The sequence below is a fragment of the Gallibacter intestinalis genome (assembly GCF_014982745.1).
Taxonomy (GTDB): domain Bacteria; phylum Bacillota; class Clostridia; order Peptostreptococcales; family Anaerovoracaceae; genus Gallibacter; species Gallibacter intestinalis.
Map to the genome: position 1 here is coordinate 19,882 of NZ_JADCKA010000009.1, position 24,692 is coordinate 44,573.

General features: G+C 42.1%; 22 protein-coding genes and 2 tRNA genes. All 24 read right to left on the reverse strand.

The window, feature by feature from the left end; translation table 11 throughout:
- Nucleotides 1-10 precede the first annotated feature (10 nt).
- Nucleotides 11-98: transfer RNA gene (locus tag INF20_RS05765), tRNA-Leu, on the reverse strand.
- Nucleotides 99-111: 13 nt separating this feature from the next.
- Nucleotides 112-186 (reverse strand) — tRNA-Asn (locus INF20_RS05770).
- A 70-nt stretch (nt 187-256) separates the two neighbouring features.
- Nucleotides 257-1,303 carry an MFS transporter gene (locus INF20_RS05775; protein WP_226385489.1) on the reverse strand — a complete coding sequence of 349 codons (1,047 nt, stop codon included), beginning with the start codon at nt 1,301-1,303 and terminating at the stop codon, nt 257-259.
- Between the two features lie 83 nt (nt 1,304-1,386).
- Entirely contained in the window at nt 1,387-2,430 is a 1,044-nt protein-coding gene (locus tag INF20_RS05780) for a tetratricopeptide repeat protein (protein WP_226385425.1), read from the reverse strand.
- Nucleotides 2,431-3,942 (reverse strand): B12-binding domain-containing radical SAM protein, encoded by a 1,512-nt coding sequence (locus INF20_RS05785; RefSeq protein WP_226385426.1) that lies wholly within the window; start codon nt 3,940-3,942, stop codon nt 2,431-2,433. It lies immediately after the preceding gene.
- A gap of 17 nt (nt 3,943-3,959) precedes the next feature.
- Nucleotides 3,960-4,838, reverse strand: coding sequence for a radical SAM protein (locus tag INF20_RS05790; RefSeq protein WP_226385427.1), 879 nt, complete (start codon nt 4,836-4,838; stop codon nt 3,960-3,962).
- 30 nt (nt 4,839-4,868) lie between these two features.
- Nucleotides 4,869-6,587 carry an arginine--tRNA ligase gene (gene argS / locus INF20_RS05795; RefSeq protein WP_226385428.1) on the reverse strand — a complete coding sequence of 573 codons (1,719 nt, stop codon included), beginning with the start codon at nt 6,585-6,587 and terminating at the stop codon, nt 4,869-4,871.
- The gene (locus INF20_RS05800) at nt 6,588-7,022 is read right to left on the reverse strand and encodes a DUF523 domain-containing protein (RefSeq protein ID WP_226385429.1); all 435 of its coding nucleotides are present in this window, start codon (nt 7,020-7,022) and stop codon (nt 6,588-6,590) included.
- An 87-nt stretch (nt 7,023-7,109) separates the two neighbouring features.
- A complete protein-coding gene (locus tag INF20_RS05805; RefSeq protein WP_226385430.1) occupies nt 7,110-7,643 on the reverse strand; it encodes a GNAT family N-acetyltransferase in 534 nt (177 codons plus the stop codon).
- Between the two features lie 27 nt (nt 7,644-7,670).
- Nucleotides 7,671-10,055, reverse strand: a complete 2,385-nt coding sequence (locus INF20_RS05810; RefSeq protein ID WP_226385431.1) for an endonuclease MutS2 — start codon at nt 10,053-10,055, stop codon at nt 7,671-7,673.
- Entirely contained in the window at nt 10,056-10,613 is a 558-nt protein-coding gene (zapA, locus tag INF20_RS05815) for a cell division protein ZapA (protein ID WP_226385432.1), read from the reverse strand.
- 20 nt (nt 10,614-10,633) lie between these two features.
- Nucleotides 10,634-11,389: a hypothetical protein gene (locus tag INF20_RS05820; protein ID WP_226385433.1), complete on the reverse strand. Its 756-nt coding sequence runs from the start codon at nt 11,387-11,389 to the stop codon at nt 10,634-10,636.
- A 2-nt stretch (nt 11,390-11,391) separates the two neighbouring features.
- Nucleotides 11,392-12,177, reverse strand: a complete 786-nt coding sequence (locus INF20_RS05825; protein ID WP_226385434.1) for a TrmH family RNA methyltransferase — start codon at nt 12,175-12,177, stop codon at nt 11,392-11,394.
- Between the two features lie 65 nt (nt 12,178-12,242).
- Nucleotides 12,243-13,391, reverse strand: coding sequence for a cell division protein FtsZ (gene ftsZ / locus INF20_RS05830; protein ID WP_226385435.1), 1,149 nt, complete (start codon nt 13,389-13,391; stop codon nt 12,243-12,245).
- A gap of 112 nt (nt 13,392-13,503) precedes the next feature.
- Nucleotides 13,504-14,358: a cell division protein FtsQ/DivIB gene (locus INF20_RS05835; protein ID WP_226385436.1), complete on the reverse strand. Its 855-nt coding sequence runs from the start codon at nt 14,356-14,358 to the stop codon at nt 13,504-13,506.
- A gap of 1 nt (nt 14,359) precedes the next feature.
- Complete coding sequence (gene murG / locus INF20_RS05840; RefSeq protein WP_226385437.1) at nt 14,360-15,466, reverse strand: undecaprenyldiphospho-muramoylpentapeptide beta-N-acetylglucosaminyltransferase; 1,107 nt, start codon at nt 15,464-15,466, stop codon at nt 14,360-14,362.
- Between the two features lie 8 nt (nt 15,467-15,474).
- On the reverse strand, nt 15,475-16,743 hold the full coding sequence (ftsW, locus tag INF20_RS05845) for a putative lipid II flippase FtsW (RefSeq protein WP_226385438.1): 1,269 nt from the start codon (nt 16,741-16,743) through the stop codon (nt 15,475-15,477).
- A complete protein-coding gene (gene murD, locus INF20_RS05850) occupies nt 16,730-18,115 on the reverse strand; it encodes a UDP-N-acetylmuramoyl-L-alanine--D-glutamate ligase (RefSeq protein ID WP_226385439.1) in 1,386 nt (461 codons plus the stop codon). The genes ftsW and murD overlap by 14 nt, the downstream gene beginning before the upstream one ends.
- A gap of 12 nt (nt 18,116-18,127) precedes the next feature.
- Nucleotides 18,128-19,102 carry a phospho-N-acetylmuramoyl-pentapeptide-transferase gene (gene mraY, locus INF20_RS05855; RefSeq protein WP_226385440.1) on the reverse strand — a complete coding sequence of 325 codons (975 nt, stop codon included), beginning with the start codon at nt 19,100-19,102 and terminating at the stop codon, nt 18,128-18,130.
- Between the two features lie 3 nt (nt 19,103-19,105).
- Nucleotides 19,106-20,515 carry a UDP-N-acetylmuramoyl-tripeptide--D-alanyl-D-alanine ligase gene (locus INF20_RS05860; RefSeq protein WP_226385441.1) on the reverse strand — a complete coding sequence of 470 codons (1,410 nt, stop codon included), beginning with the start codon at nt 20,513-20,515 and terminating at the stop codon, nt 19,106-19,108.
- A gap of 4 nt (nt 20,516-20,519) precedes the next feature.
- A complete protein-coding gene (locus INF20_RS05865; protein WP_226385442.1) occupies nt 20,520-22,544 on the reverse strand; it encodes a penicillin-binding transpeptidase domain-containing protein in 2,025 nt (674 codons plus the stop codon).
- An 87-nt stretch (nt 22,545-22,631) separates the two neighbouring features.
- Nucleotides 22,632-23,072 carry a cell division protein FtsL gene (locus INF20_RS05870; RefSeq protein WP_226385443.1) on the reverse strand — a complete coding sequence of 147 codons (441 nt, stop codon included), beginning with the start codon at nt 23,070-23,072 and terminating at the stop codon, nt 22,632-22,634.
- Between the two features lie 26 nt (nt 23,073-23,098).
- Nucleotides 23,099-24,034, reverse strand: a complete 936-nt coding sequence (gene rsmH / locus INF20_RS05875; RefSeq protein ID WP_226385444.1) for a 16S rRNA (cytosine(1402)-N(4))-methyltransferase RsmH — start codon at nt 24,032-24,034, stop codon at nt 23,099-23,101.
- Complete coding sequence (gene mraZ, locus INF20_RS05880) at nt 24,024-24,455, reverse strand: division/cell wall cluster transcriptional repressor MraZ (RefSeq protein WP_226385445.1); 432 nt, start codon at nt 24,453-24,455, stop codon at nt 24,024-24,026. Before mraZ ends, rsmH begins: the two co-directional genes overlap by 11 nt.
- Nucleotides 24,456-24,692 lie beyond the last annotated feature (237 nt).

The following is a 24,692-nucleotide window of genomic DNA, read 5'->3' on the forward strand; positions in this document are numbered from 1 at the left end:
TTTACCTGTTTGGTGCCGGAGACCGGGGTCGAACCGGTACGCCCGAAACGGGCACAGGATTTTAAGTCCTGGGCGTCTGCCAATTCCGCCACTCCGGCGTAAACAGAAAATTGGCTCCAAGGGTGGGGCTCGAACCCACAGCCTACCGGTTAACAGCCGGTTGCTCCACCATTGAGCTACCTTGGAACGCCATGTTACTCATCAGCAACATAGTTAAGTATAAGTTATCTGTTATCGAATGTCAAGAGAAAATTGACTAATCTTTGATTCCCTTTATTCTGATGCCGGATTTCAACAGTATAATCCAAGCGAGCAATGCCAATATGGCTCCTCCGGCTAGGATTATACCCAGTCCCAATATAAAGCTGCTCCAGCCTGCCGCTCCCAAAAGCATACCAAAACTACCTAATGCAGTATGTGTAAAATTTATAAGAGCCGATGCAGACCCCGTATCCCTTTCCTGCTGATTTAAAAGTATCGCAGTGCTGAAGGGACGCACGGCACTTTCCATTACGGTAAACGGTATAAAGCATAAAAGGAAAATTATCGGTGCAACGCTTCCGAAGAAAACAAGCATAAATCCACAGACTATGGAAATAATAACCGCCGCATTCATAAAGGAAATGCCACCGATACGCTTTGTAACCTTAAGATATAATAACGGGCCGAGTATTGATGCCGCTGAATTTATCGCAAAATAATAGCTATATGTGGTTTCCGATAAAGCGAAAAAGTCAATATAAATATATGAACATACGGAAATATATGCCATATACGGAGCTGACAGCACTCCCACGGAAAGCAAGAACAATGAAAATCCCGGATTCTTGCCAACTTTAATCAGACCTCCTAGACTTTTCAGCACCGAAATTGATTCCCTTTCCTCCGAAGGTAGAGTTTCCTGCAAAAATGCTACCGCCACAAGGCAAAGCAGTGCTATTATCGCCAGCAGCCAGAAAGTTGCTCTCCAGCCGGACAAAGTTACTATCCATGCTCCCGCCACTGGAGCAACCATAGGTGCAATAACAGCCATGGCCTGCACCACAGCCAGTACCACATCTCTTGTTTGTCTTTCAAAGCAATCTTTGATTAGCGCAGTAGATACAGCCACCATGCAGCCTGCTCCAAGTGCCTGTATTATACGACTTCCTATAAGAAAACCAACGCTAGGTGCCAAAGCGCATGCACCACTGAAAATCATATAAATGCAAGTGCCTGCTATAAGCATCGGCTTTCTTCCGTATTTATCACTGAGAGGCCCAAAAAGCAATATGCCTACAGCCATAAAGAAAAAGAACCCCACCAAAGTAATATTACCGCTATTAATGCAATAAGCCCTGTTTTCTTTAAATACTTCTGCTGTACTTCCATGTGGTCCTTTCTTTTTTATTTTTCATCATCACTGTTCGACTCTGGATTCTCTGATCGTTCTTGCGCATCTGCTCTCAGATTTTCCTCTATGATGCTCTTTTTCTTTTCGTATTTTTCCGCAAGCTCATCCTGTCCGCGACCTTTGTATATCCTTATCAGTCCTTCCATGGAACCCATATCCGCGGCATTCAGCTGCAGTGTTCTCTTATATTCTCTCTCCGCAGCATCCATGTTACCCACTTCTTCATAAGCAACTCCCAGATAGAAGTGGAGAGGCCACCAGGTTTCATATCCGCTAGCAGCAAAGCCCGACAATATGCCTATGCCCTCTGCATATCTGCCGCTTATAACAGCATTACATCCAGCTTCAATTCTTCGTGGCTCCGCTATCTCGCGAAGTCTCTGGGCCGCCTCTTGAGCCGCCTGATGGTCTTTTGCTATTGGCAGAAACTTTTCCCATGCCAAGCCGGCTTTTTCATAAAGTCCCATATTAAGATATGCATAACCTAAAAAGAAATATGGCTGGTCAAAGTCCGGATAATCTTCTGTGAGCTTTTCGAAGGCTTCTGTGGATTCAGCCTTGCACATTCCGATAAAAATCTCATCATCGGATGAGTTGTACATTTCGCGACATACCCTCGCGTAATTATACATAGCTTCCATCATATCTGGCTCAAGAAACAAGGCCGCCCTAAAATGAATACATGCTTCCTGCATATTACCCGCTTCAACAGCTTTTACGCCTGTCATTAAAACATCCTGCGGCAATCTTTCATTAAAAAATCTACCCATGAATTTCTTGTAGGCATTGGCATATTTAAAGTTTGGATCACAGCCTACAACTCTTACCATATTGCCAGCAATCTCTGTAGCCGATACTCCGCTTCCTCCCGAAAACCTTTTTAAGTCTCTTGGGTCAATGGGCACACGAACACCCCTTGCCACGTCTTCAATATTGAGCCTTTTCATGAATTCATCTGAAAACTCCACGAAAAGGTATCCTTTTATGTATTCTGCAAGGTATTTTGCAAGACGATCCTTTTCAAAAGTATAACTCATTTAAATTTCCCATCCTTTTTTATCAAATCTCTTTACCGCCTCAGGATTCATGCGCTCTGTAAGGTCATTATAAAGAGCTTCTTTTATATTTTCTCCGCAATCGGTTTCTTCCTTCGCAAAACGAGCCAGTATTCTGTAATTATCCTCTTTTTTATGACTGCTCCTTTGATAGCCTTCTCTAAAATAAAACTCTGCAAAACAATCATAAAAGTCAAAGGCGGTTTTAAATGATGCAATTACAGCAGCTAGCCCTCGATTAAATCCACCCTTATTATAAAAATCATCAAGAACATGTTCGATGCGTTTAAGCCTTACCATATCATCAGGGCCCATAAAATCATTTTTTATAACCTGATACGGCGCTTTACCATCAAAGACATATCCGTATTTATCCGCTTCTGCTCTTATAACAGTACCTTTAAGCAATTTTAAAAATCCCAGCTGCAGTTCATCTGCTCCAAGCCCGTAAACCTCATTAAATGATTTCTTAAAGCTTTCCATATCCTCATATGGAAGCCCTGCAATAAGATCAACATGCACAGGGCAATTTGCTGCCGCCACAAGCTTTGATGTATTGTCCAAAACTTTATCGATATTTGCACTTCTGCCCACCGCTTCAAGGGTTTTAGGATTTGTCGATTGTATGCCTACCTCAAATCTAAATAGATTTTTTCTGGCTCCAGCTATAAGCTTCATCAACTTTTCCGTCAATATTTCTGCACAGATTTCAAAATGAAAATTTGTAGTCCCGTTGTCATTTTCCATTATAAAGCTCAGTATTTCTTCGCTTCTTTCCGCCGACCAATTAAAAGTTCTGTCAAGAAATTTAACCTGTCTTGGCTCTGCATCTATTATCTTGGAAAGCTCTTTTTTTACTCGTTCCATAGGAAAAGCCCTGATTTTTTTATCAATGGATGACATGCAGTAACTGCAGTTATAAGGACATCCTCTAGCCGTTTCGTAATATAAGATTTTCAAATCATCAGCTTTATTAAGAGCATTAGGAACATCCTCTGGTGCAACGCATCCGCCATCGATTATGCGACATCCGATATTATCATTTGTCGCTTCATTTTTAACGGCTTTGTCATTTTTAGCCGCCAGCGCTTCAAGGAAATCCGGCAGCACCTTTTCTCCTTCTCCCCTGATTACAACATCTACAAACGGCTTTGCCTTTAAAAGTTCTTCCGCATCATAGCTTACTTCAGGACCTCCTAAAACTATAACCATTTTCGGAAATGCTTTTTTTAGGTTTTCGCATACATGCAAAGTCTTTTCTATATTCCATATATAACAAGCAAAACATACCGCGTCGTATCCCGCCGCGGCTATTTCGTTATATATATAATCATCGCTGTTGTTGATGGTAAATTCGGCTCTTTCAATTTTAAAGCCTTTTTTACCTTTGCTGTCGAGCTCAGCAGCTCTTTTTTCGGCAGCTGCACTAAGATATGCCACCGCCGGTGATGAATGTATGAACTTTGAATTTAAAGTTCCCACAAGCACTTTCATTTTATTTAAACCTTCTCCTACAGGGCTCTGAATCTCTCCGCCTTGAGCAGACTGCTGTCCGCCAACGCATTTTTAAGCTGTCTTATAAATCTGTCTTTATCCCTCGGCAGATCTCCGCGCAGCACCACATAATTTGATGCGTGATTACTTCTGAATACACACGGCTTAGAAGGATCCACATTTACATTTTCCATAAGGAGCAGTGTTTCTTCCACCACCTCATGGGCAGTGAGAAGCTGTATCTTTCCTTCCTGAACATCCTTATACATCGGTGCCGACGGCTCTAGCAAAAGAGTCAACAGTCCCACATAAGACGCTCCCATTTCGCTTATCATAGTTCCTGTTTCGATGGCATGTTCTCTCCAGTTGGCCTTGCCTCCAAGTCCTGATATAAATGTAACCGAAGCCTTTATACCTGCAGCTTCTGTTTTCTTAACCGCCTCGATAATCTCAGCCCTGGTAGCTCCTTTGTTTATATCCTTTAAGACTTTATCCGAACCGGATTCCGCACCTATATAGATAAATTCAAGGCCAGCATCTCGCAGGGCTTCCAGTTCTTTAGGAGTCTTTGCCAAAATGTCCTTCGGTGCTCCATAAAGATTTATCCTTTCCACTTCTGGTAAAATTTCATGGATTTTTTCCATGATAAAAAGAAGCTTATCCGTAGCTAGGCACAAAGCGTCCCCATCACATAAGAATACTCTCCTTATGTAAGGATAATACTGCCTTGCCATATGCAAATCTTCGATAACCTCATCTATATCCCTGATTCGAAATGGTTTATCCCTATACATGCTACAAAAGGCGCACCCATTATGAGTGCAGCCCATTGTAACTTGCAGGAGATAGCTTCTGGCCTCGCTTGGAGGTCTATATATGTCTCCTTCATATCTCATTTGTTTTCTCCAGTTTACATTGCAATTAAATTACATTCTTTCTGGCGCCTGAATACCTAAAAGTGCCAATCCGTTGCTAATAGCAGTCTTTGTACATATTACCAACGCCAGTCTACTTACCGTTGCAGCTTCATCGTCTGTAACGATTCTCTCACTCTGATAGAATCTGTTAAATGCCTGAGCTATGTCAATTATATGTCTTGTTATAACCGACGGCTCATATTTATCTGCTGCTTCCTGTATAACTTCAGGCATTCTGTATATAAGCTTTGCTAGCTCATATGCGCTGTCTGAGCATATCAAAGAAGCATCAAAACCTTCCAACTTTTCGGCTTTTGCTGTCAGCTCTTCTCCAGCCTTTCTCATAAGAGAGCATGCTCTGGCATGAGTGTACTGAACATAAGGACCTGTTTCTCCCTCAAAGTTTAAAACCTTATCCCAGTCAAAAACATAGTCCTTGATTCTGTTGTTAGACAGTTCGTTAAACATAACTGCACCGATACCAACCTGTGCTGCGGTTTCGTCTATATTATCTGTGGCAACGCCCTTTTCCTCAATGATTTCACGGGTTTTTTCCACAGCTCTGTTCAGCACGTCCTCAAGGAATACAACTCTTCCCTTTCTCGTGGACATCACTCCGTCCTTAAGACTTACCATTCCGAACGGCACATGAACGCAGTCTCCTGCCCAATCGTAGCCTAAAAGCTCAACGATTTTAAACCACTGCTGGAAATGAAGATTCTGCTGAGAAGCCACCACATAGATATTTTTGTAAAAGTCGTAGTGTTCTTTTCTGTATACTGCAGCAGCAATATCCCTTGTAATATAAAGGGTAGAGCCATCCGACTTTGTAACCAGTGCAGGCGGCATCCCGTATTTTTCAAGATCAACAATCTGAGCGCCTTGAGACTCTTGCAAAAGTCCCTTTTCCTTAAGTTCATCTAAGATTCTCGGCATTTTATCCGAGTAAAAGGATTCTCCGGCATAGGAATCAAATTCAATACCCAGCATTTTATAAACCCTTGTGAACTCCTTAAGAGATTCATCTCTAAACCACTGCCAAAGTTCCGTTTCCTCCGGTTCGCCCTTTTCCAGTCTTGCGAATATATCCCTAGCTTCCTGTTCAAGAGATGGATCCTTTTCCGCTTCCTCATGGAACTTGGTATAGTAGCTGAGCAGTGTCTTTATAGGCTCCTTTTCCACATCTTCTCTATTGCCCCATCTTCTGTAGGCGCTTATCATCTTTCCAAACTGCGTACCATAATCTCCGAGATGGTTGATTCTTACGGTGTTATATCCCAATTCATCAAAGATTTTATATATGGAATTTCCGATTACAGTGGACCTTATATGTCCTATATGGAAAGGCTTTGCTATATTAGGTGAAGAAAATTCCACAATAACGGTTTTTCCTTCTCCCTTATTACTCTTTGTGAAGTTTTCCTTCTTTTCGCCGACTTCCTTTACTATATCTCCCACAAATCTTTCTCTTGAAAGATAAAAGTTGACATAGGCGTTTACATTTTCCACCTTTTCAAAGAGCCCGTCATTTGGAACTCCTGCCGCAATGTCTGCAGCTATTAAAGGTGGTGCCTTTCTCAGAATTTTAGCCAGTCTAAAGCAAGGAAATGCATAATCTCCCATTTTTTCATCGGCAGGAATTTCTATCATCTGTTCTATTTCTTCTGCTGTAAGTCCGTCTATCAGCGGCGCCAAAATCTCCGCGATGGACTTCTTATAACTTGTCATTTAAAACTTCTCCTTTTCGGTGTATATCTTTATTCCATGTTCTCTGAGCGTCTTGGCAAAAATGCCTTCACCATCCACCATAGTTCCTGTAAATGTTCCGTCATAGACTTTATCTTTTCCGCAGGAAGGACTGTTGGATTTTAAAATCGCACCTTCGATTTCTTCACCGATAGACATGGCTGCCGCCACAGCTCTTATATAAGCGATTCTGGCTCCGTCCTCAAAGGCCTTTGTCACATCTTCGCCTTCTTCGTTTATTACGGCACCGTCCTTTATTTCCGATTTAGGTCTCGGAACAGACAGCTTACCCAAAGTTTCAGGACATACCATACAAACAGTATGGTCTTCTGTTAATTCCTTTACCCAATCTGTAAGGTTATCATTTCCATCATATCTGCAAGGTTCTCCAAGCAGACACGCACTTACTATATACATAACGCCACTCCTTTTCAATTTATATGCAGCTATAACTCCCTTTGCAATCTGCAATCACATTTAGACTAAATTATATTATATCACATATTAAACCAGTTTATATTCGAAACATATAAGGTTTTCCAGTATTGCCTGTTCAAAAAAGAATTCCGTTATACCCACATATCTAAATCCCAGTTTTGTATAAAGCTTTGCAGCAGGTTCATTAAATTCATATGTGTCCAATCTCATGGCCTTGCAGCCTAGTTTTCGCCCATGCTCCAGAGCAAAATCCACGAACTCCTTTCCCAGACCCTTGCCCTGTTGATTTATATCAATACAAAGAGTATGAATCACGATAATTTCATCGCCTTCTCCCGGAAACTCCCAATCCAGTTTTGCATATTCCTCCGGCTGAATGTGATTAAGCACATAGCTTCCCACAATCTCACCATCCATTTCGCCCACATATATAGTTCCCGCTTCCAGCCCGGCCCTGGCATTTTTTTCCGTAGGATAGACACCTTTTATCCAGTTTGTTTTTGTTCCATGTTCCGCTTCATAGTCCAAAAAATCTTCGTAAATTTCAACTATCCTGGCTATGTCCTCTTTACGGCCTTTTCGCACTGTCAAATTTGCCATACTTGCATACCTTTCCTTTCGACCGGCTTATTTTAAAGTTACTACAGTAACTCCGTCTCCACCTTCATCGAAATTTCCTTTTCTAAAGGATTTGACCTGCGGATGTTTTTTAAGCATGGAATGGATACCGTTCTTAAGTATTCCTTCTCCTCTGCCATGAATTATCGTAACCTCCGACAGATGCGCCATAAAGGCATCATCTATATATTTTGCCACATTGGCCAAAGCATCATCGAGATTCTGCCCCTGAACATTTATCGTAGGCGATACGCTCACAGACTTGGATCTGTACAGTCCAGCATATGTGCTTTTGCCGGTTTTAGGCTTTGGCTTTTTCTTTTTTCTTGTACCGTCAATAATAAGTTTAAGATTTTCGGCCTTGCATTTCATTTTCATAATGCCCACCTGAACGGTTATTTCACCGCGACTGTCTGGAAGCGCAATTACTTCTCCATTCTGTCCTATGGTGAGCACCTTTACCCTATCGCCAACCTTTATGTCATCTAAAGAAACAGGATCGTTATTTTCTTCAATGCGTATAGTTTCCTTATATCTTCCTGCCGCATCTCTTATCATCTTTCTCGAACGGTCCATACGCCTGTTTCTCTCACTTCTGTCTTCAAGTCTATCCAGTTCCTTAAGCTCTTCCCTTACCGTTTCACTAACCTCTTTAGCATCGGCAATAATGGCCCTGGCCTCTTCCTTGGCGCTGTTTATCATCTTTTCTCTGCGGGCACTTTCCCTTTCAGCCCTTTTATCCATTTCTTCCTTAAGGCTTCTGGCTTCCTCCCTTTCAATGCGCGCCTGCTCCAGTTCCTCTCTGGCAGCTTTCCTATCGGATTCTATTGCCTCTAAAACTGCTTCAAACTGAATATCTCCGCCTTCCAAAAGGCCTCTTGACCTTTCGATGATTTCTTCGGAAAGCCCCAGTTTTCTTGAAATTTCAAAGGCGTTGGATTTGCCTGGGATGCCTATGGAAAGCCTGTATGTAGGACTTAAAGTTTCCACATCGAATTCCATGGAAGCGTTTTCCACACCCTCCGTCTGCAGAGCATATTTTTTAAGTTCCGTATAATGGGTCGTAGCCATCATCTTTGCTCCCTTGGCCTTTAATGTTTCCAGAATGGAAATTGCCAAAGCAGCACCCTCAGTGGGATCTGTGCCGGCTCCCAGTTCGTCTAAAAGCACCAAGGTGTTTTCAGAAGCCCTATCAACAATTTCCACTATATTTTTCATATGAGAGGAAAAAGTAGAAAGACTTTGCTCTATGCTTTGTTCATCACCTATATCTGCAAAAACGTCCTCGTAAACGGGAATTTTGCTTCCGTCATTTGCAGGAATATGAAGACCGCTTTGAGCCATAAGGCTCAAAAGGCCTGCAGTTTTCAAAGTGACAGTCTTACCTCCAGTATTCGGCCCTGTAACCACTAATACATTATATTTTTCACCCAGAATTATATCCACTGGTACCGCTTTGCTCTGATCGAGAAGCGGATGTCTTGCTTTCTTTAGTTCCAAAACTCCGTCTGCTGAAATCCTTGGATACCCTGCTTTCTGGATATTTGCCAGCTTACCCTTTGCCATTATAAAATCCAGATGCAGCATAATCTGAAGATTGTTTTTAAGCATGGAAGCTCCTTCCGCAACTCTGGAAGAAAACTCCGCCAAAATTCTTTCAACCTCAGCTTTTTCCTCTGCCTCAAGCTCTCTGAGCTCATTATTCATGGTAACAATAACCTGTGGTTCAATAAACAGAGTCGCACCGGATGAACTCTGGTCATGGATAATTCCCGGGAATTTACCTCTGTGTTCCTGCTTTACCGGTATAACATATCTGCCATCTCTTACCGTAACAATGGAATCCTGCAGCATGCTCTGATTGTCAGATCTGCTTATTATCTGATTTATTCTGTTTTTAATGGCTTCATTTTGGCGCACAATATTTCTTCTGATATTTTTAAGATCCACAGAAGCGTTATCACTTAACATATCCTCCGACTCTATAGATCTATCCAAATCATCTGCTAAGCTCGCAAATGTCTCTAGCAGTTCCGTCTGGGAAATAATCATCGGAAGCTCAGGCACATCACCTTTCATATACGATTTAACCGCCGTAGCCACTTTAATATCATACAAAATATGCAGCAGTTGACGGATTGTCAGCGTACCGCCTTTTTCTGCCAACACAACGCTTTCCCTTATATCATAAAAATTCCCAAGAGGAAGGGCTCCTTTATAGGTTATGAGCCTTACGGCTTCATCTGTCTCTGCCAGAGCTGTCTCTATCTCTCTTGGGTCGGAAAAAGGCTTCAGCTCCGAAATGGCATCTCTTGTCATACCGGAGCCCGCCTGCGCCTTTAAAAGCCCTATGATCTTATCGTATTCAAGAACCTTCAAAGCTTTTTCGTTCATTTATTTCATCCCGCCTCTTAATTTCTCAAGTTCACTTTTGATTCGTATGTTTTCCATCTGTAAATCAAAGAAGTTATTTTCAAGGTCTTTATATCTAGCTTCAGCTTCCGCCAGCTTCTTTTGAACTCCCTTTTGGATTTCCTCCTGAATGGAGCCCTGTCCTTGAATAATCTTTTCAACTTCCTTTTCCTTTGCCTGAAGCTTCGCAGTCAGCTGTTCCTTCTGCTTCTGGATGGCAGCATTTTCCTCTTTGTACTCCAGGAAATTCTTTTTTGCTTCATCCCAAAGCTGTATATAATGCTGAGTATCTCCTTCTAGCTGCTCAGCTATTTTCTTTGTCTCTTCCAACTCGTCTTTACAAGCAAAATACTCGTTGGCAATGTTTACCGCAGACAAAACAGCCATCGACGATGACGGTAACGCGTTTCCCGTCGCCTCTTCAATCTCTCTCATCTTGTTATCCACCCAGGATGCCACCTGTATCATTCTGTCTTGAGACTCATCCCCTGAGATGGTATATTCCTGACCGAAAATATTTACCGTTACTCTGTTGCTCATGGTTTCCTCCTAAATTACCCTTAAGCCTCTTTTGAAGCAAATTCTTCCAAGGTTTCAAAATGTATTTCGCAGCAAGCTCCTTTGCTTATTCCGAATCTTTCTGCTACATCAGAATGAATCTCACCCATAATACCGATTTCAATCTGTTCCTCTGCAGTCATGCCAGAAAGAGCTGCAACCAGATCCTTCATAATCTGAAGTTCTGCTTCGCCAAATTCGTTACCTGCGTTATTTACCTTTTCCTCAAGTTCTGCCATCTTCTCTTTTCCGTTATTTTCATCGCCGATGTCCAGAATGATTCTTACACATTTTTTCGGATTATATACTCCATATTCAGCTTCCGGTTCAAATATGACATTTTCAATTCCTAAATTGCTAAGGAAATTTTCAATCATTTCTTTAAGAATCGTAAAACTATCTCCGCCGCCACAGATTCCAATAGTAAGATCCTCTGATTCCTCTGGAAATCCATTGTTTTCGCTTCTAGTCATGCTCGGCATAAATGTACTTCCGATCTCATAGTATCTAAGGCTTCTCATGCCTCCGAGGCAGTTTCTGCCCAGCATATCCAACATTCCTGGAGTCAATATAGTTCTCAAAGCCACAGGCTCCTCTCCCTGAGAGCCTTCTAGCCTAACAGCCTCCCTTTCCCAGGAGTCCTCATCTATACCCGCATCGTCCAAAATGCTGTTATTTATAAACAGGGAAGTTTTAATCTCTTCCGCTCCCATTTCCTCAAGAATATTCTTTACAATATTTTTAAAATTATCCTGCATAGTTATCTCTTATCTCTCCTTGATTGATACATAAGTATTCCAGCTGCCACCGCTGCATTAAGCGAATCTATACTGCCGCTCATAGGAATCTTAACATTTATATCCGTGTTTTTCTCAAATTCTTCGCTCATGCCGTTGCCTTCATTTCCTATGACAATAGCAGTATCCTTGGAAAGGTCTGCATCGTAATAATACAGGTCAGTATTTAATGCCGTCCCTACGATGGTCTTTCCATATTTTTTCAGCATATCCACGGTTTCAGTGGCAGACTCCGCAAAATATATCGGAAGTCGCATAATCGAGCCAGCTGCCGCTCTTACCACCTTAGGAGAATATATATCCCCCGTACCCTTTACAGATATTACACCGCCGTATCCTGCAGCATCTGCGGTTCTTATAATTGTGCCAATATTGCCCGGATCCTGAAGTCTGTCAAGAACTATGATATTTCCCTGTCCTTCTTCTCTTTCCGAAACTGCACCTATAAAGGTTTCCCAATTAAAGGTCTTTTTACGCACTACAGCCAATACCCCTTGACTGGTTTCCGTATGGGCTATATTTTCAAACAATCTGTTATCAAACAGCACCGCATTAGTTTCATAACCGCTTATGTTTTCAGCATGATCTGTTTCTGCTATGACAATCTCCGCCATGCCTGCCTTGCAGGCCTCTCTTACCAGCTTTTCACCTTCTACCAAATATAGGCCCGTGGCATCTCTATGTTTTTTTGTGCCTAACGCTTTACATTGCTTATATATTCTGTTGTCTTTAGATGTAATGACCTTCATGGAATATAAGCCTTTCTTTTTAAAAGAAAAGCCGGTGAAAATTACCGGCTTTTTTAACAAGTTATTTATTTAAGGAATGACGGTACTTCGAAATCTGATGGCACTGTATCGGATTCCAGATCCTTAAGTACATCGCTTAATGTCTGCTTTTTAGGTGTTCCGTCTTCAAAAGTGTCCTTGTCTGTGTTTTCGCCTTCTGTATCGTCACCTTCTTCGTCGAATTTGCGTACGTCTGAATAATTACCCGGCTGATTTTCGAAGCCTGTAGCGATAACAGTAATCTTCATTTCGTCCTTTAACTCTTCCTTTACGGAAGTTCCGAATATGATGATTGCATCCTTATCCGCAACATTCTGTATCTGGTTGGCAGCCTCGTTTACATCTAGCATTCCCATTTCGTATCCGCCTGCGATATTTAAGAGTATCGCTTTTGCTCCGGCAACGGTAGTTTCCAGCAGAGGGCTTTCCACGGCATTCTTAACCGCATCCTGCACTTTGTTTTCGCCTTTTCCTACACCTATACCCATATGAGCAACGCCTCTGTCTCTCATTACAGTCTGTACGTCGGCAAAGTCAGCGTTAATCAAGCTGTTATCTCCGATAAGCTCAGTAATTGACTGAACACCCTGCTTGAGGATTTCATCTGCCATTTTAAGAGCATCAACCATTGAAGTATTAGGCTCTGCTATATCAAGCAACTTATCGTTTGGAACTATAACTATGGAGTCAACAAACTTCTTAAGGAATTTTATACCCATTTCGGCATGTTCAGATCTTCTTCTGCCTTCAAAGGTAAACGGTCTTGTCACAACTCCCACTGTAAGTATTCCCATATCCTTGGCAACCTTTGCAATGATAGGAGCAGCACCTGTACCTGTTCCGCCTCCCATACCTGCTGTAACAAATACCATATCGGCTCCGCTGATATGTCTTGTTATATCTTCGATATTTTCCTCTGCAGAACGCTGTCCAACTTCAGGATTTCCTCCGGCACCAAGACCCTTTGTAAGCTTTTCACCGATCTGAATCTTAGCTTCTGCTTTGCATACATCCAAATCCTGTTTATCTGTATTTATAGCAATGAAGTTTACATTTTTAAGATCTGCCTCAATCATTCTGTTTACTGCGTTGCATCCGCCACCTCCGACACCTACAACTATGATCTTGGCCTTGCCTTCATTGTTGATTTCAAAGTCCAAAAAATTTGCTCCCATTTATGTAATCCTCCGGTAAATTATCTTTTTTACAATATGTATTGATTATATCATAATTACATCGAATATTGTAGTATATATTGTAGCAATTCTCTAAAATATTATCTAAAAATTATTCAAAAGTCGGGCTAAATGAGCAATAGCCTTTCTTTTCCACGGTTACTGTTCCTCGCTTTATTTTTCTTCCGTAAAGATCTGACAAAACACCCTTAAGATCTCCGTTATCTATAATCTTAATCAGCTCATCATATGTGCATTTAACATAAAGTCTATCATACACATTGCAGACCACTTCTTTCTCGCCCACGGAGACACTCTTAAAGAACAAGTCTGCAGCATTTGCTTTTTGTATTATCTCAACTGACTGTTGGTAGATTTCCGCTTCTTTCGGCTCTACTTCTTCACCGCTGTCCATTTTTTTAATGGTTATCCCATTTATTTCCGTCACCTGTGGCTGTGAATCCACAAGGCCTATGACAATGCCCTGCGCATCTAATACCACATATTTCTCGCCATATGGAAGGGTCATGGCTGCCGTTCTCTCTGCCACATTTATGGTAAGAGTTCCCGGAAGCTGTCTGTCTATTGTCACATCTCCGTAAAGAGGACTCTTTTCCTGCATTTTCTTCACTATCTGCCTTTTATTCATAAAAAAGATATTGTCTCCGGTCTTTATGCCCGAATCCTCTATGGCAGTTTCCACAGCAATATTAACATTGCCCTCTACTTTTATTTCCGTAATATCAAATCTGGATGAAGACATCACAAGAAAAGCTGCTCCGACTATTATTATCAGTATAAAAAACTTTAAGAGATAATGTTTTTTCTTTCTCTTTTTTCGTCTTTGAGGTCTGAGCTGCTCTTCCTCCGGCTGCACAATGGAATCCTCCGTTGTATCCGATTCCTGCTGCACATTCGTCATCGTATCAGTTGTAAGTTCCGGGTTCAACTCCCTTTCCTCTGCCATTCTATCCTTCCATGTTATTGATTATATGATAGTAAATAATATCAGCTGCATCTAAAGGCGCACAATCCTTTGCCGCTCCAGACATCTTTAATATGGCATCCGTATCCTGCCTTAAACTCTCTATCTCGTCTACCAAAGCTTGACCGGAAAGCTCCGATTCCTCCATCAAAACTGCCCCACCTTTGTCCGCTATGGCCTTGGCGTTAAACATCTGATGATTGCCTGTTACATTAGGTGAAGGAATAAGTATTGACGGTGTTCCGCACACTGCAATTTCTGAAACTGCCAACGCACCGCTTCTCGATACCACAATATCAGATGCTGACAGATATTTTTCCATATCGTTTATATATTCCAGAACATGAATATTGCCGCCCGGTTCAATACTTCTATCTTCCATTTCGCGAAGCACAGGCTCATAATATCTCTTACCTGTTACAAAATACACCTGCACACCGTCCTGGTTATTGTACCTTGCTGCCACATCAAGCATGGCACGATTTATTCTTCCTGCACCCTGACTTCCACCGAAGGAAAGCAGCACAAAATCATCCGGATTAATGCCTAGCTCTTTTCTTGATTCTGCCTTATCGGCGCTAAAAAACGAATCTCTTACCGGATTTCCAGACACTACATGTTTTTTAGGCTCCTTAAAATACTGTGCTCCTTCCTCAAAGCCCAGAAAAACCGCATCCACATATTTTTCCAAAAGCTTGTTTGTAAGTCCCGGCGCAGCATTCTGTTCATGAATGTATGTCTTTATTCCCATCTTTGCAGCAGTTTTCACCACCGGTCCACATACATATCCACCTGTACCTATAACCGCATCAGGCTTAAACTCTTCAATTATACGCTTTGCCTGTCTTTTACCGGCACTGTAATCTTTAAGGGTCTTGAAATTTTTAAGAAGGTTTCTGCGATCTATGCCGCTGGCGTCTATAAAGCGTATCTCATATCCGCTTCTTGGCACCAGTTCCTTTTCCAGTCCATGCTGCGTGCCAACGAAAAGTACCTCTGCATCCAGAGTTCTTTCCTTAAACTTGTCAGCTATAGCTATGGCCGGATAAATATGACCTCCGGTACCTCCTCCTGTCATTAGAATTTTCATTTTACACCTCAGTTAATATATATCCTTTCCTCCAGGTTTTTCCTGGTGGCTGCTTGTTCCTCGCTTTTTTTCGCCTGCCTTGAAATATTTAAAACTATACCCATGCCTATACAATAAAGTACCATCGCATTTCCTCCGTAGCTTACAAAAGGAAGTGCAACTCCCGTAGGAGGCATGGAAGAAGTTACAATCGCTATATTGAAAATAAGCTGTATTCCTATCTGCATCATCACTCCACAGCCAAGAAGCAATCCAAATCTATCCGGAGCGTTGAGAGCAACTTTAAGTCCTCTCCATATCATATAAGCAAAGGCCGCAACCATAATCAGTATGCCTATATAACCCAGTTCCTCTCCAATAATAGCCAAGATAAAGTCATTTTGTGGTTCCGGAAGATACAGGGTTTTCTGTATACTGTTACCCAATCCTTTACCGAAAAGCCCTCCAGAGCCCAAGGCTAAAAGGGATTGTACTACCTGATAAGAGTCTCCCTGAGGGTCTGCAAATGGGTCTAGGAATGAAGTAACTCTATCCAGATGATATCCGCCGCCGGCAAATATGTACAGTAAACCTGCCGCCGCGCCAATGGCAAGTAGAATAACGAAATAACTTATTCTTACTCCCGCAATAAACATCATTGCTATGATGATTGCTACCACCGTTGCCGCCGTTGACATATTAGGCTGCATCATTATAAGCACGCCGTAAATGCCACATATGAGCAGCATCGGAATAATGGTGCCCGTAAGGGAGTTTATTTCTTTTTCTTTTTTATCTGCCAAATAACCTGCCGTAAAAAGTATTGCTGCTATCTTAGCAATTTCTCCCGGCATCAAAGTTGTAATCTTAAGGTTAAGCCATCTTGTGGCACCCTTTACGGTAACTCCTAAAGGAGTAAACAAAAGCAATAGCAAAACAATGCTGACTATAAGTATTATTTTGTAATACTTTTTATACAGCTTGTAGTCTATATATGAAAAGACAAACATACACAGAGCGCCGATTATGACCCAAGCCGCGTCCCTTATAAGATAGGAATAGGGTTTTCCGTACTGGTCCATTGACCAATAATAGCTGGCACTGAATACCATAACAACGCCGAAAACCATTAGTCCTAAAGTAACCAGCACCAGCGGAAAATCAACTCCCGGTACCCTGGTTTTAACCTGCTCTATAAATCCAGCTCCTGCCTTTGTATGCTTTTTAAGCACTCCTCTTTTCGCTTTTTTTATTTCTCTTGTTTTGTGTTTTTCGTGTTTTCTCTTATCTTTCTTCATCTTTTAATTTATTAACACATTCCTTAAAGTCGCGACCACGCTCCTCAAAGCTGTTATACATGTCCCAGCTTGCGCACGCCGGAGAAAGAAGCACTGTGTCTCCCGGTTCTGCCACGCGAAATGCTTCTCTGACGCAGGCTTCCATATCCTTTACTATAATGGTATTTTGATATCCTTTCTTCTCAGCGGCAGCCTTTATTTTACCGGCCGTCGCACCCATCATGACCACTTGTTTAACCTTGTCTCCGAAGCTGTCTATAAAATCACCATAATCGGCGTTTTTATCATATCCTCCTGCAATAAGCACAATCGGTCCGTCCACCGCTTCAATGGCCTTTATAGCCGCATCTGTATTCGTTCCCTTTGAGTCGTTTACAAACTTAACTCCGTTGATTTCTCCTGACGGCTCAAGCCTGTGCTCGACTCCTCCAAATTCTCTTAATGTCTTTGCGATGATTTCCACAGAAACTCCGGCAAAATATGCCATGGCAACCGCTGCCAATGCATTTTCCAGATTGTGGCTTCCCGGTATAAGAAGCTCATCCTTTCCGCAGATATCCACCAAATTTTCCTCTTCATTTATCACCACAATTCGGTCATCCTTTACGAAAGCTCCGAATTTTAAAGGTTCCAGTCTACTGAAAGGCACAACCTTTGCCTTTGTTCCGGAAATCAGAGCTAGACTCTGCTTGTCATCAAAGTTTATAACAACATAATCTCCTTCACTCTGATTTTCCATAATTCTGGCCTTGGCCTTGCCGTAATTTTCCATGGTTTTATGTCTGTCCATATGGTCTGGCGTGAGATTTAATATCGCCGAAACCTGAGGCTTAAAATCCTTTATTGTTTCCAGCTGGAAGCTGCTGGTTTCCGTAACCATCCATGTATCTTCTGTTGAATTTAAAGCTTCTGTTACCACTGGATTTCCTATATTCCCGACAACTCTCGTGTCTCTTCCTGCGTTGGCAAGAATCTCACCTACTAAAGTTGTTGTAGTTGTTTTGCCGTTGGTACCTGTTATTGCTATAAAATGTCCACTGCCACATCTGTATGCCAGCTCTAATTCTCCGATGATTTCCGCACCGGCATTTTTTGCTTCTTGCACAAATGCTACAGCAGGCGGTACTCCTGGACTTAATACCAGCATGTCAAAATCAATGACATCCTCTGGTACATGGGCAAAATGGCACTCAACGCCTTTATCCTTAAGGAATTTCATATCCTCATCGGAAATGTCTCTTTCTTCCTTGGAATCCTGCAAAGCCAATCTTTTTACTTTTCCTGCAAGAGCCTCAATGGAAGCCCTTCCAGATCTGCCAAGCCCGACTACCAGGACGCTTTTTTCTTTAAGTGTATCAAGATATCCGTTCATATATTTCCTCTCCTATGCTAACCATAACGCCAGTCCGCAACAGATCAGGGTTACGGTCCAAAACATCAGAACAACTTTTCTCTCGTGCATGCCGCCTTCTTCAAAATGATGGTGAAGAGGCGCCATTCTGAACAGTCTCTTTCCTCCTGTGGCCTTAAAATATCCCACCTGTAGAATAACTGACAGAGTCTCTAGCACATATATAAGTCCCGCTATTGGGAGCAAAAATTCCATTTTCATCATAAACGCCGCAACGGTGATTCCTCCGCCTATGGCAAGGGAGCCTGTATCTCCCATAAATATCTTTGCCGGGTTTTTATTGAAGGCTAAGAACCCTATGCATGCGCCGCACAGAGCCGCAAACATCAATTCGCTCGGAAGATGACCAACGCTGCTTGCCACATATGCCATATAAAGGGATACTATAGTTGTTACACCGGCAGCCAAGCCATCCAGGCCATCCGTAAGATTAACACCATTTGTCATGGCTAATATGGTAAAGATAACAAAAGGTATATAGAAAATACCAAAATCTACATAAATCTGCGCAAACGGTATGTATACCAAAGTTCCTATGTCTGAAAACTCCGCCATATAAACTGCAATTACCACGGCAAACAGAAACTGCAGACCGAACTTCTGATAAGGCTTCAACCCTTCGTTTTGCTTCTTTATTACCTTAAGATAGTCGTCAAAAAAACCTATGGCTCCAAAGAATATCAATCCGCTTAGACATATAAGAGTATCTGCCATTGAAGTCTTGCTGACGCTTCCCACGATGGCGGCAATTACCACTGCAATTATTATGGCAATTCCACCCATGGAAGGTGTTCCGGATTTTTTCATATGCGACTGAGGGCCTTCATCTCTTATGTTCTGGCCCATCTGCTTTCTTTGTAAAATAGGAATAGCCTGCTTTGTTAAAATAAATGCCAGCAGGAATCCCAAAAGCCCTGTAAGCAGTGCGTCGGTTGTAGCAAAATCCATATTTTATCTCTCCCCAATCTCATTCAAAATATATTCTGTGATTCTTTCAAGGGCCATGCCTCGTGATGCCTTCACAAGCACCACATCGCCGTCCTTAAAGAAATCCTTTGTGGCCTCTTTAAACTCCTCCACCGTATTAAAGTGATTTTCACAGGAAATGAACTTTCCCAGTTCTCCCAATGTGAACAGGATATCAGCCTTTTCCGAAGCTATCTGCCCCACCTGTCTGTGAAGTTTTTCCTCTTCATCACCAAGCTCATACATATCACCTAAAACAGCGATTTTCCTTTTTCCATCCATGTTGCTCAAAATATCCAGAGCAGCTTTCATGGAATCAGGACTGGCATTGTATGTATCATCTATTACGGTAATGCCGCCATTTCTTTCAATGGACAATCTCTTGCCTGTGAGAATCATTTTTTCAAGGCCCTCTGCTGCTTCCTTCATGGAAACGCCCATCATGATGCCTGCTGCTACAGCCAAAGAGCCGTTAATTGCATTGTGCTTTCCGGGAATCGGGAGATGAAACGCTAAGCTTTCAATATATCTACCTTCACCCGCCTCAAACCGAGACGGACCTGTCAGATTAAAGGATACTCGCCCATCTCCGCTCATGTTTATTTCAGAAACTACAAAATCGCAATCTTTATCTTCGCCGACAGTGATGATATTGAAATTTCCTCCAATTTTTTCCCTTATGTTTTCTTTATTCAAAAACATATCGTCCCTGGCAACAATCAATGTATTGGTATCATCCAAGGTTTCTGTTATTTCCATCTTTGCCCTAAATATGGCTTCTCTGCTTCCCAGTCTTTCCATATGGGAAACTCCGACATTTGTTATAACAGCAATATCCGGCTCGACAATGTTTGTCATTATACTTATTTCGCCGGGCTTATCCATACCCATTTCTATAACCGCTGCTTCCATATCATCATCAAAGGTCATAATAGTCAGCGGCACGCCTACCGTCGAATTGAAATTGCCTTCGTTTTTGCCAGTTTTATATTTTCCCTTAAGTACATGGTAAAGCATGTCTCTTGTTGTAGTTTTACCGGTGCTTCCGGTCACAGCCACTTTTTTCAGTTCAAGACTTCTGATATATGATGAAGCCAAATCTTGCAGAGCTTTTTCGCTGCTTTCAACGATGATCAAACATACTTTACCCTTTGCTTCAGATAAAGCTGTTGCAGCCTTTTTATCGTTGTCGGCAATTACCGCCACACAGCCTTTTTCCATGGCTGAACCTATAAAGTCATGGCCATCAAAGGCATCACCGTCTATAGCCACAAACAGACTTCCTTCAGTAGCAAGTCTAGAATCCTGGCATACTCCCGTTACCGTCACATCTTCTCCGGCAATCACTTTACCTTTTACAATATTCGCTATTTCATAAGTTGTGAAAGGTCTCATAAATTTACTCCCTATATAGGTATACTATACCATTTTTTGTGGATTTTTCGCCAGCAGCAGGATACTGTTCCTTGATGACGAATTCGGTCTCCTTTTCCATTTCCGGAGATATTATATACTTAAGTCCTTTCTCGGACAACAGTTTCTTAGCTTCGCTGAGTTTCTTGCCAGTTACATTTGGAACGGAAACCGTAGTCTCTTCTTCTATTTCCTTTTGTTCCTCTTCAGTGTAATTAGGTTTGATATCAGCATACTTCAATATCTTTTCAAGCAAGTCTCTTGATTCAGGTGCTGCTATTTCACCACCTTGGTCACCACCTGCAGGACTGTCTATTATGTAAAGTATCGTGTATTTCGGATCCTCCATAGGAGCCATACCTATAAATGATGCGATAACATCCGATGTATATCCTCCGTGTTCCGTATCGGCAACCTGTGAAGTTCCTGTTTTACCGCCTACGCTGTAACCTGCTATCTGCGCTTTGCTTCCTGTGGCATTGTCAACTACAGACTGCATAATTACACGCATCTCGTCTGCTGTATCCTTTGATACCGCCTGTCTTACAACCTTCGGCTCGATAGTTTCAACAGTATTACCGTCGCTATCTGTAAGTTCCTTAACAAGATGAGGTTCCATAAGCTTACCGTCATTTCCAAGGGCAGATGCGGCAGTTATCATCTGTATCGGGGTCACCGCATTGGTCTGTCCAAATCCCATTATGGCCAAATCCAGCTGAGAAGCAGTTTCTTCATTTGCCAATATAGGCGATGCTTCTCCCGGGAAATCAATGCCCGTCGGCTCACTTAGTCCAAACAGATCGAGATAATCATAATATTTTTCCTTGCCCAGCCTCATGGCAAGCTGCATGAAAACAGGGTTGCATGAATTACCCACACTTTCGTAAAGGTCTTCTGTGCCATGAGGTTTTTCATAGCTCCAGCATTTTACTTTTATACCGTTTACAGTATAGTAACCTTCACATTTAAAACTCTCTTCTTTTTTTGTAATACCCTCTTCCAAGGCTGCTGCCGTTGTTATAAGCTTTGCTGTGGAGCCCGGCTCGTAAACATTACTTATAAGAGGATTTCTCCACATATTATTAAGGTAATCCATCTGCTCATCTGCAGAGAGTTTAGAAAATTCCTCTTTCTCCTTTTCGTCAGTAGGAACCCTTGAATTGTTAGGATCAAAGCTTGGCGCCGAAGCCATGGACATGATCTCTCCCGTTTCAGTTTCCATGACAATACAGCTTACTCTTTTTGCTTTATATTTTTCATAAGCCGCCTTAACGCTTTTTTCAGTATAATTTTGTATTACCTGGTCTATGGTCAGAACAACATTGCTGCCATCCTGAGGTTCATAGTATTTTTCCGTTCCATCCACCAGAGAGTTACCGCTTATGTCAGTGTTTTTAACCCATCTGCCTTCAACTCCCGCAAGGTATCTGTCATAGGCCAGCTCAATTCCAGAAAGTCCGCTGTTATCATCGGTAACACTTCCCAAAGTATGGGAAAGAAAATCACCCATAGGATAATATCTTTTAACTTCCTGATTTAAAGATACCCCTGTAAGTCCTGCTTCTCTAATTTCATCTGCTTTATCTCTATCTACAGATTTACTAACCTTAAGCAGTGTCCTTTTTGAATCTTCTATTGTCTTTTGCAGTTCTTCCTTATCATTACCTAAGAGTTCTGCGAGTTTAGCTATTGTATCCTCATAATTTTTCTGTTTTTCCGCTTCGTCTTTGCCGGTTTTCATTTCGCCCGGTCTTACCCATACGGAATACGACTCTATATTAACCGCCAGCTCATTTCCGTTTCTGTCGTATATGCCGCCTCTTTTAGGCTGAAGGATTTCATCCTTCATCTGCTGTTCCACAGCCATGGTTTCAAGCTCATTGCCACGCACAATCTGCAAATAGCCCGTACGCACACACAAAGCAACAAGCACTACGGAAAAAATGCAAAAGGCCACTACTATTCTTTTTTTATTGAGGATTGTCGCTTTAAATCCTTTAATCTTTTTCATTTTTTCTCCTGAAAGTAAAAAGGCCGGACAAAAATGATAACCTCATTCAGTTGTCCGTCCCTATGAAAATAGCTGTTAAATTTCCCCTCAATTAAATGCCTCAGCCTTAAGCTTAGCTGCCAAGTTGTCAACGCCGCTGCCTTTTTCCAGGGTCACCATTTGAGAACCCGTCGGATAAACCATTCCCAGCTGCTCTGAAGCCGCGGTTTCTATGGTTCCGATGTTCATCGCACTTTTTATATCAACCTTAAGTGACTGTACTTCGTTGGCAAGGTCCTGATTTTCTTTCTGAAGCTGATTATTTGCGTAAGCCAGGTGTGAAGCAAAAGCCGTAAACACAACCATCATCACGAAAAATAACCCGGCTGCGATAACCGCTGTCAGGGTATGTTTTTTTGTTTTGCTGTTAAAGACAACATTGACTTTTCTTCTGTCCTTTACAGAAGGTGCTGCCTGATATTGTCTTTCCATCCTGTATGTGTTTGCATATGAATTTGCCGTGCTTGCGTAAACTCTTTCAGCTGCCATTTTATCTCCTTAAATAAATATTTGTTTTATATCTTTTCAGCCACACGCAACTTTGCGCTTCTGGCACGAGGATTTTCTTCAAGCTCATCCTCACCTGCCACTATAGGCTTTTTCGTAATCTTTTTTATCTGAGGTTTTCTGCCGCACACGCACACCGGAAAATCCTTTGGGCATATGCACGGATCAAACCTTTCATTGAATATATCCTTTACTATTCTGTCCTCCAGGCTATGGAAACTGATAATGCACAGTCTTCCACCTGGGTTTAAAACGTCGCAGAAATCACCGACGGCTTTTTTTAACTGTCCCAGCTCGTCGTTTACCTCAATCCTTATGGCCTGAAAAGTTCTTTTGGCTGGATGAGGGCCTTCCCTTCTCGCCTTGGCTGGAATCGCCGCCTTTATGATTTCAACAAGTTCTTCGGTGTTTTCAATGGGCTTTTCTTTCCTTCTGTCTGTAATGAAGGTCGCAATTCGTGATGCCCATTTTTCTTCACCGTATTTTTTTATAATGTCTGTAAGTTCCTGTCTGCTATATGTATTCACCACATCGTATGCGGTAAGTCCATCCCTTCTGTTCATTCTCATGTCCAGAGGTGCAGTCTGCATGTATGAAAAGCCTCTGTCAGCATTATCAAGCTGAAACGAGGAAACTCCCAAGTCCAGCAGAGCTCCGTCTATACCGTCGATACCATTTTCGGCTAGTACATCCTTAATGTCCGAATAATTGCTCTGCACAAACAGTTTTTTGCATTGGTATCCTGCAAGTCTTTCCTTTGCCGCAGCCAAAGCATCCTCATCTCTGTCAATGCCTATTAGAAGGCCTTCGCTGCCGAGCCTTTCGCAAATGCCGCTGCTATGTCCGCCGCCGCCCAAGGTGCCGTCCACATATATGCCGCCCGGCTTTATATCAAGATGCTCCATGCATTCATCAAAGAGCACCGACTTGTGGTTAAATTCCATATTCCACCATTCCTTTGGCTATCTCGCCCCTATCCATCTGCACCTGATCTCCGGCGCCTTCGTATTCTTCACGGCTCCAGATTTCAATTTTGTTCATGCAGCCGATGGTGGTAAGCTCCTTGACCATGCCCGTCTGCTCTCTGAGATTCTGCGGAAGGGTTATTCTTCCCTGTCTGTCCACTTCACATTCTTCAGCATTTCCCGTGAAGTTTCTTGCAAAATTTCTCGCTTTAGGATCCGAAATCGGCAGCTTTGCCAACTTCTCCATAAAAACTTCCCATTCCTTCATCGGATACAGATAAATACAATTATCGATGCCCAAAGTAAGCACGACTTTGTACCCCAGTTCCTCTCTGAATTTAGCAGGGACAATCATTCTGTTCTTTGCATCTATTGAATTGTTATATGTCCCTATAAACATTAGAGAAAGCTCCTTTCTTCCGAATTTTGGTTATAGTTGGGCACTATCAATATATGTTCAATTTTACTCCACTTTACTCCACTTTTCAACTTTTTTCATGGTAAAAATGGGCTTATATAACCGCAGCACTCCACGCTACACCACATTGCGCCACCCCATGCTGTTATTTCCCCAATATATAGGTGTGTTTTAATAAGGCTATACTATATATGTGCCAAAAATTATTTTATAATTTGT

Excerpts from the sequence above, each read along its gene's own strand:
- INF20_RS05780 (WP_226385425.1), bottom strand. The coding sequence starts at position 2,430 with ATGAGTTATACTTTTGAAAAGGATCGTCTTGCAAAATACCTTGCAGAA.
- INF20_RS05785 (WP_226385426.1), bottom strand. The coding sequence starts at position 3,942 with ATGAAAGTGCTTGTGGGAACTTTAAATTCAAAGTTCATACATTCATCA.
- INF20_RS05790 (WP_226385427.1), bottom strand. The coding sequence starts at position 4,838 with ATGAGATATGAAGGAGACATATATAGACCTCCAAGCGAGGCCAGAAGC.
- argS (WP_226385428.1), bottom strand. The coding sequence starts at position 6,587 with ATGACAAGTTATAAGAAGTCCATCGCGGAGATTTTGGCGCCGCTGATA.
- INF20_RS05800 (WP_226385429.1), bottom strand. The coding sequence starts at position 7,022 with ATGTATATAGTAAGTGCGTGTCTGCTTGGAGAACCTTGCAGATATGAT.
- INF20_RS05805 (WP_226385430.1), bottom strand. The coding sequence starts at position 7,643 with ATGGCAAATTTGACAGTGCGAAAAGGCCGTAAAGAGGACATAGCCAGG.
- INF20_RS05810 (WP_226385431.1), bottom strand. The coding sequence starts at position 10,055 with ATGAACGAAAAAGCTTTGAAGGTTCTTGAATACGATAAGATCATAGGG.
- zapA (WP_226385432.1), bottom strand. The coding sequence starts at position 10,613 with ATGAGCAACAGAGTAACGGTAAATATTTTCGGTCAGGAATATACCATC.
- INF20_RS05820 (WP_226385433.1), bottom strand. The coding sequence starts at position 11,389 with ATGCAGGATAATTTTAAAAATATTGTAAAGAATATTCTTGAGGAAATG.
- INF20_RS05825 (WP_226385434.1), bottom strand. The coding sequence starts at position 12,177 with ATGAAGGTCATTACATCTAAAGACAACAGAATATATAAGCAATGTAAA.
- ftsZ (WP_226385435.1), bottom strand. The coding sequence starts at position 13,391 with ATGGGAGCAAATTTTTTGGACTTTGAAATCAACAATGAAGGCAAGGCC.
- INF20_RS05835 (WP_226385436.1), bottom strand. The coding sequence starts at position 14,358 with ATGGCAGAGGAAAGGGAGTTGAACCCGGAACTTACAACTGATACGATG.
- murG (WP_226385437.1), bottom strand. The coding sequence starts at position 15,466 with ATGAAAATTCTAATGACAGGAGGAGGTACCGGAGGTCATATTTATCCG.
- ftsW (WP_226385438.1), bottom strand. The coding sequence starts at position 16,743 with ATGAAGAAAGATAAGAGAAAACACGAAAAACACAAAACAAGAGAAATA.
- murD (WP_226385439.1), bottom strand. The coding sequence starts at position 18,115 with ATGAACGGATATCTTGATACACTTAAAGAAAAAAGCGTCCTGGTAGTC.
- mraY (WP_226385440.1), bottom strand. The coding sequence starts at position 19,102 with ATGGATTTTGCTACAACCGACGCACTGCTTACAGGGCTTTTGGGATTC.
- INF20_RS05860 (WP_226385441.1), bottom strand. The coding sequence starts at position 20,515 with ATGAGACCTTTCACAACTTATGAAATAGCGAATATTGTAAAAGGTAAA.
- INF20_RS05865 (WP_226385442.1), bottom strand. The coding sequence starts at position 22,544 with ATGAAAAAGATTAAAGGATTTAAAGCGACAATCCTCAATAAAAAAAGA.
- INF20_RS05870 (WP_226385443.1), bottom strand. The coding sequence starts at position 23,072 with ATGGCAGCTGAAAGAGTTTACGCAAGCACGGCAAATTCATATGCAAAC.
- rsmH (WP_226385444.1), bottom strand. The coding sequence starts at position 24,034 with ATGGAATTTAACCACAAGTCGGTGCTCTTTGATGAATGCATGGAGCAT.
- mraZ (WP_226385445.1), bottom strand. The coding sequence starts at position 24,455 with ATGTTTATAGGGACATATAACAATTCAATAGATGCAAAGAACAGAATG.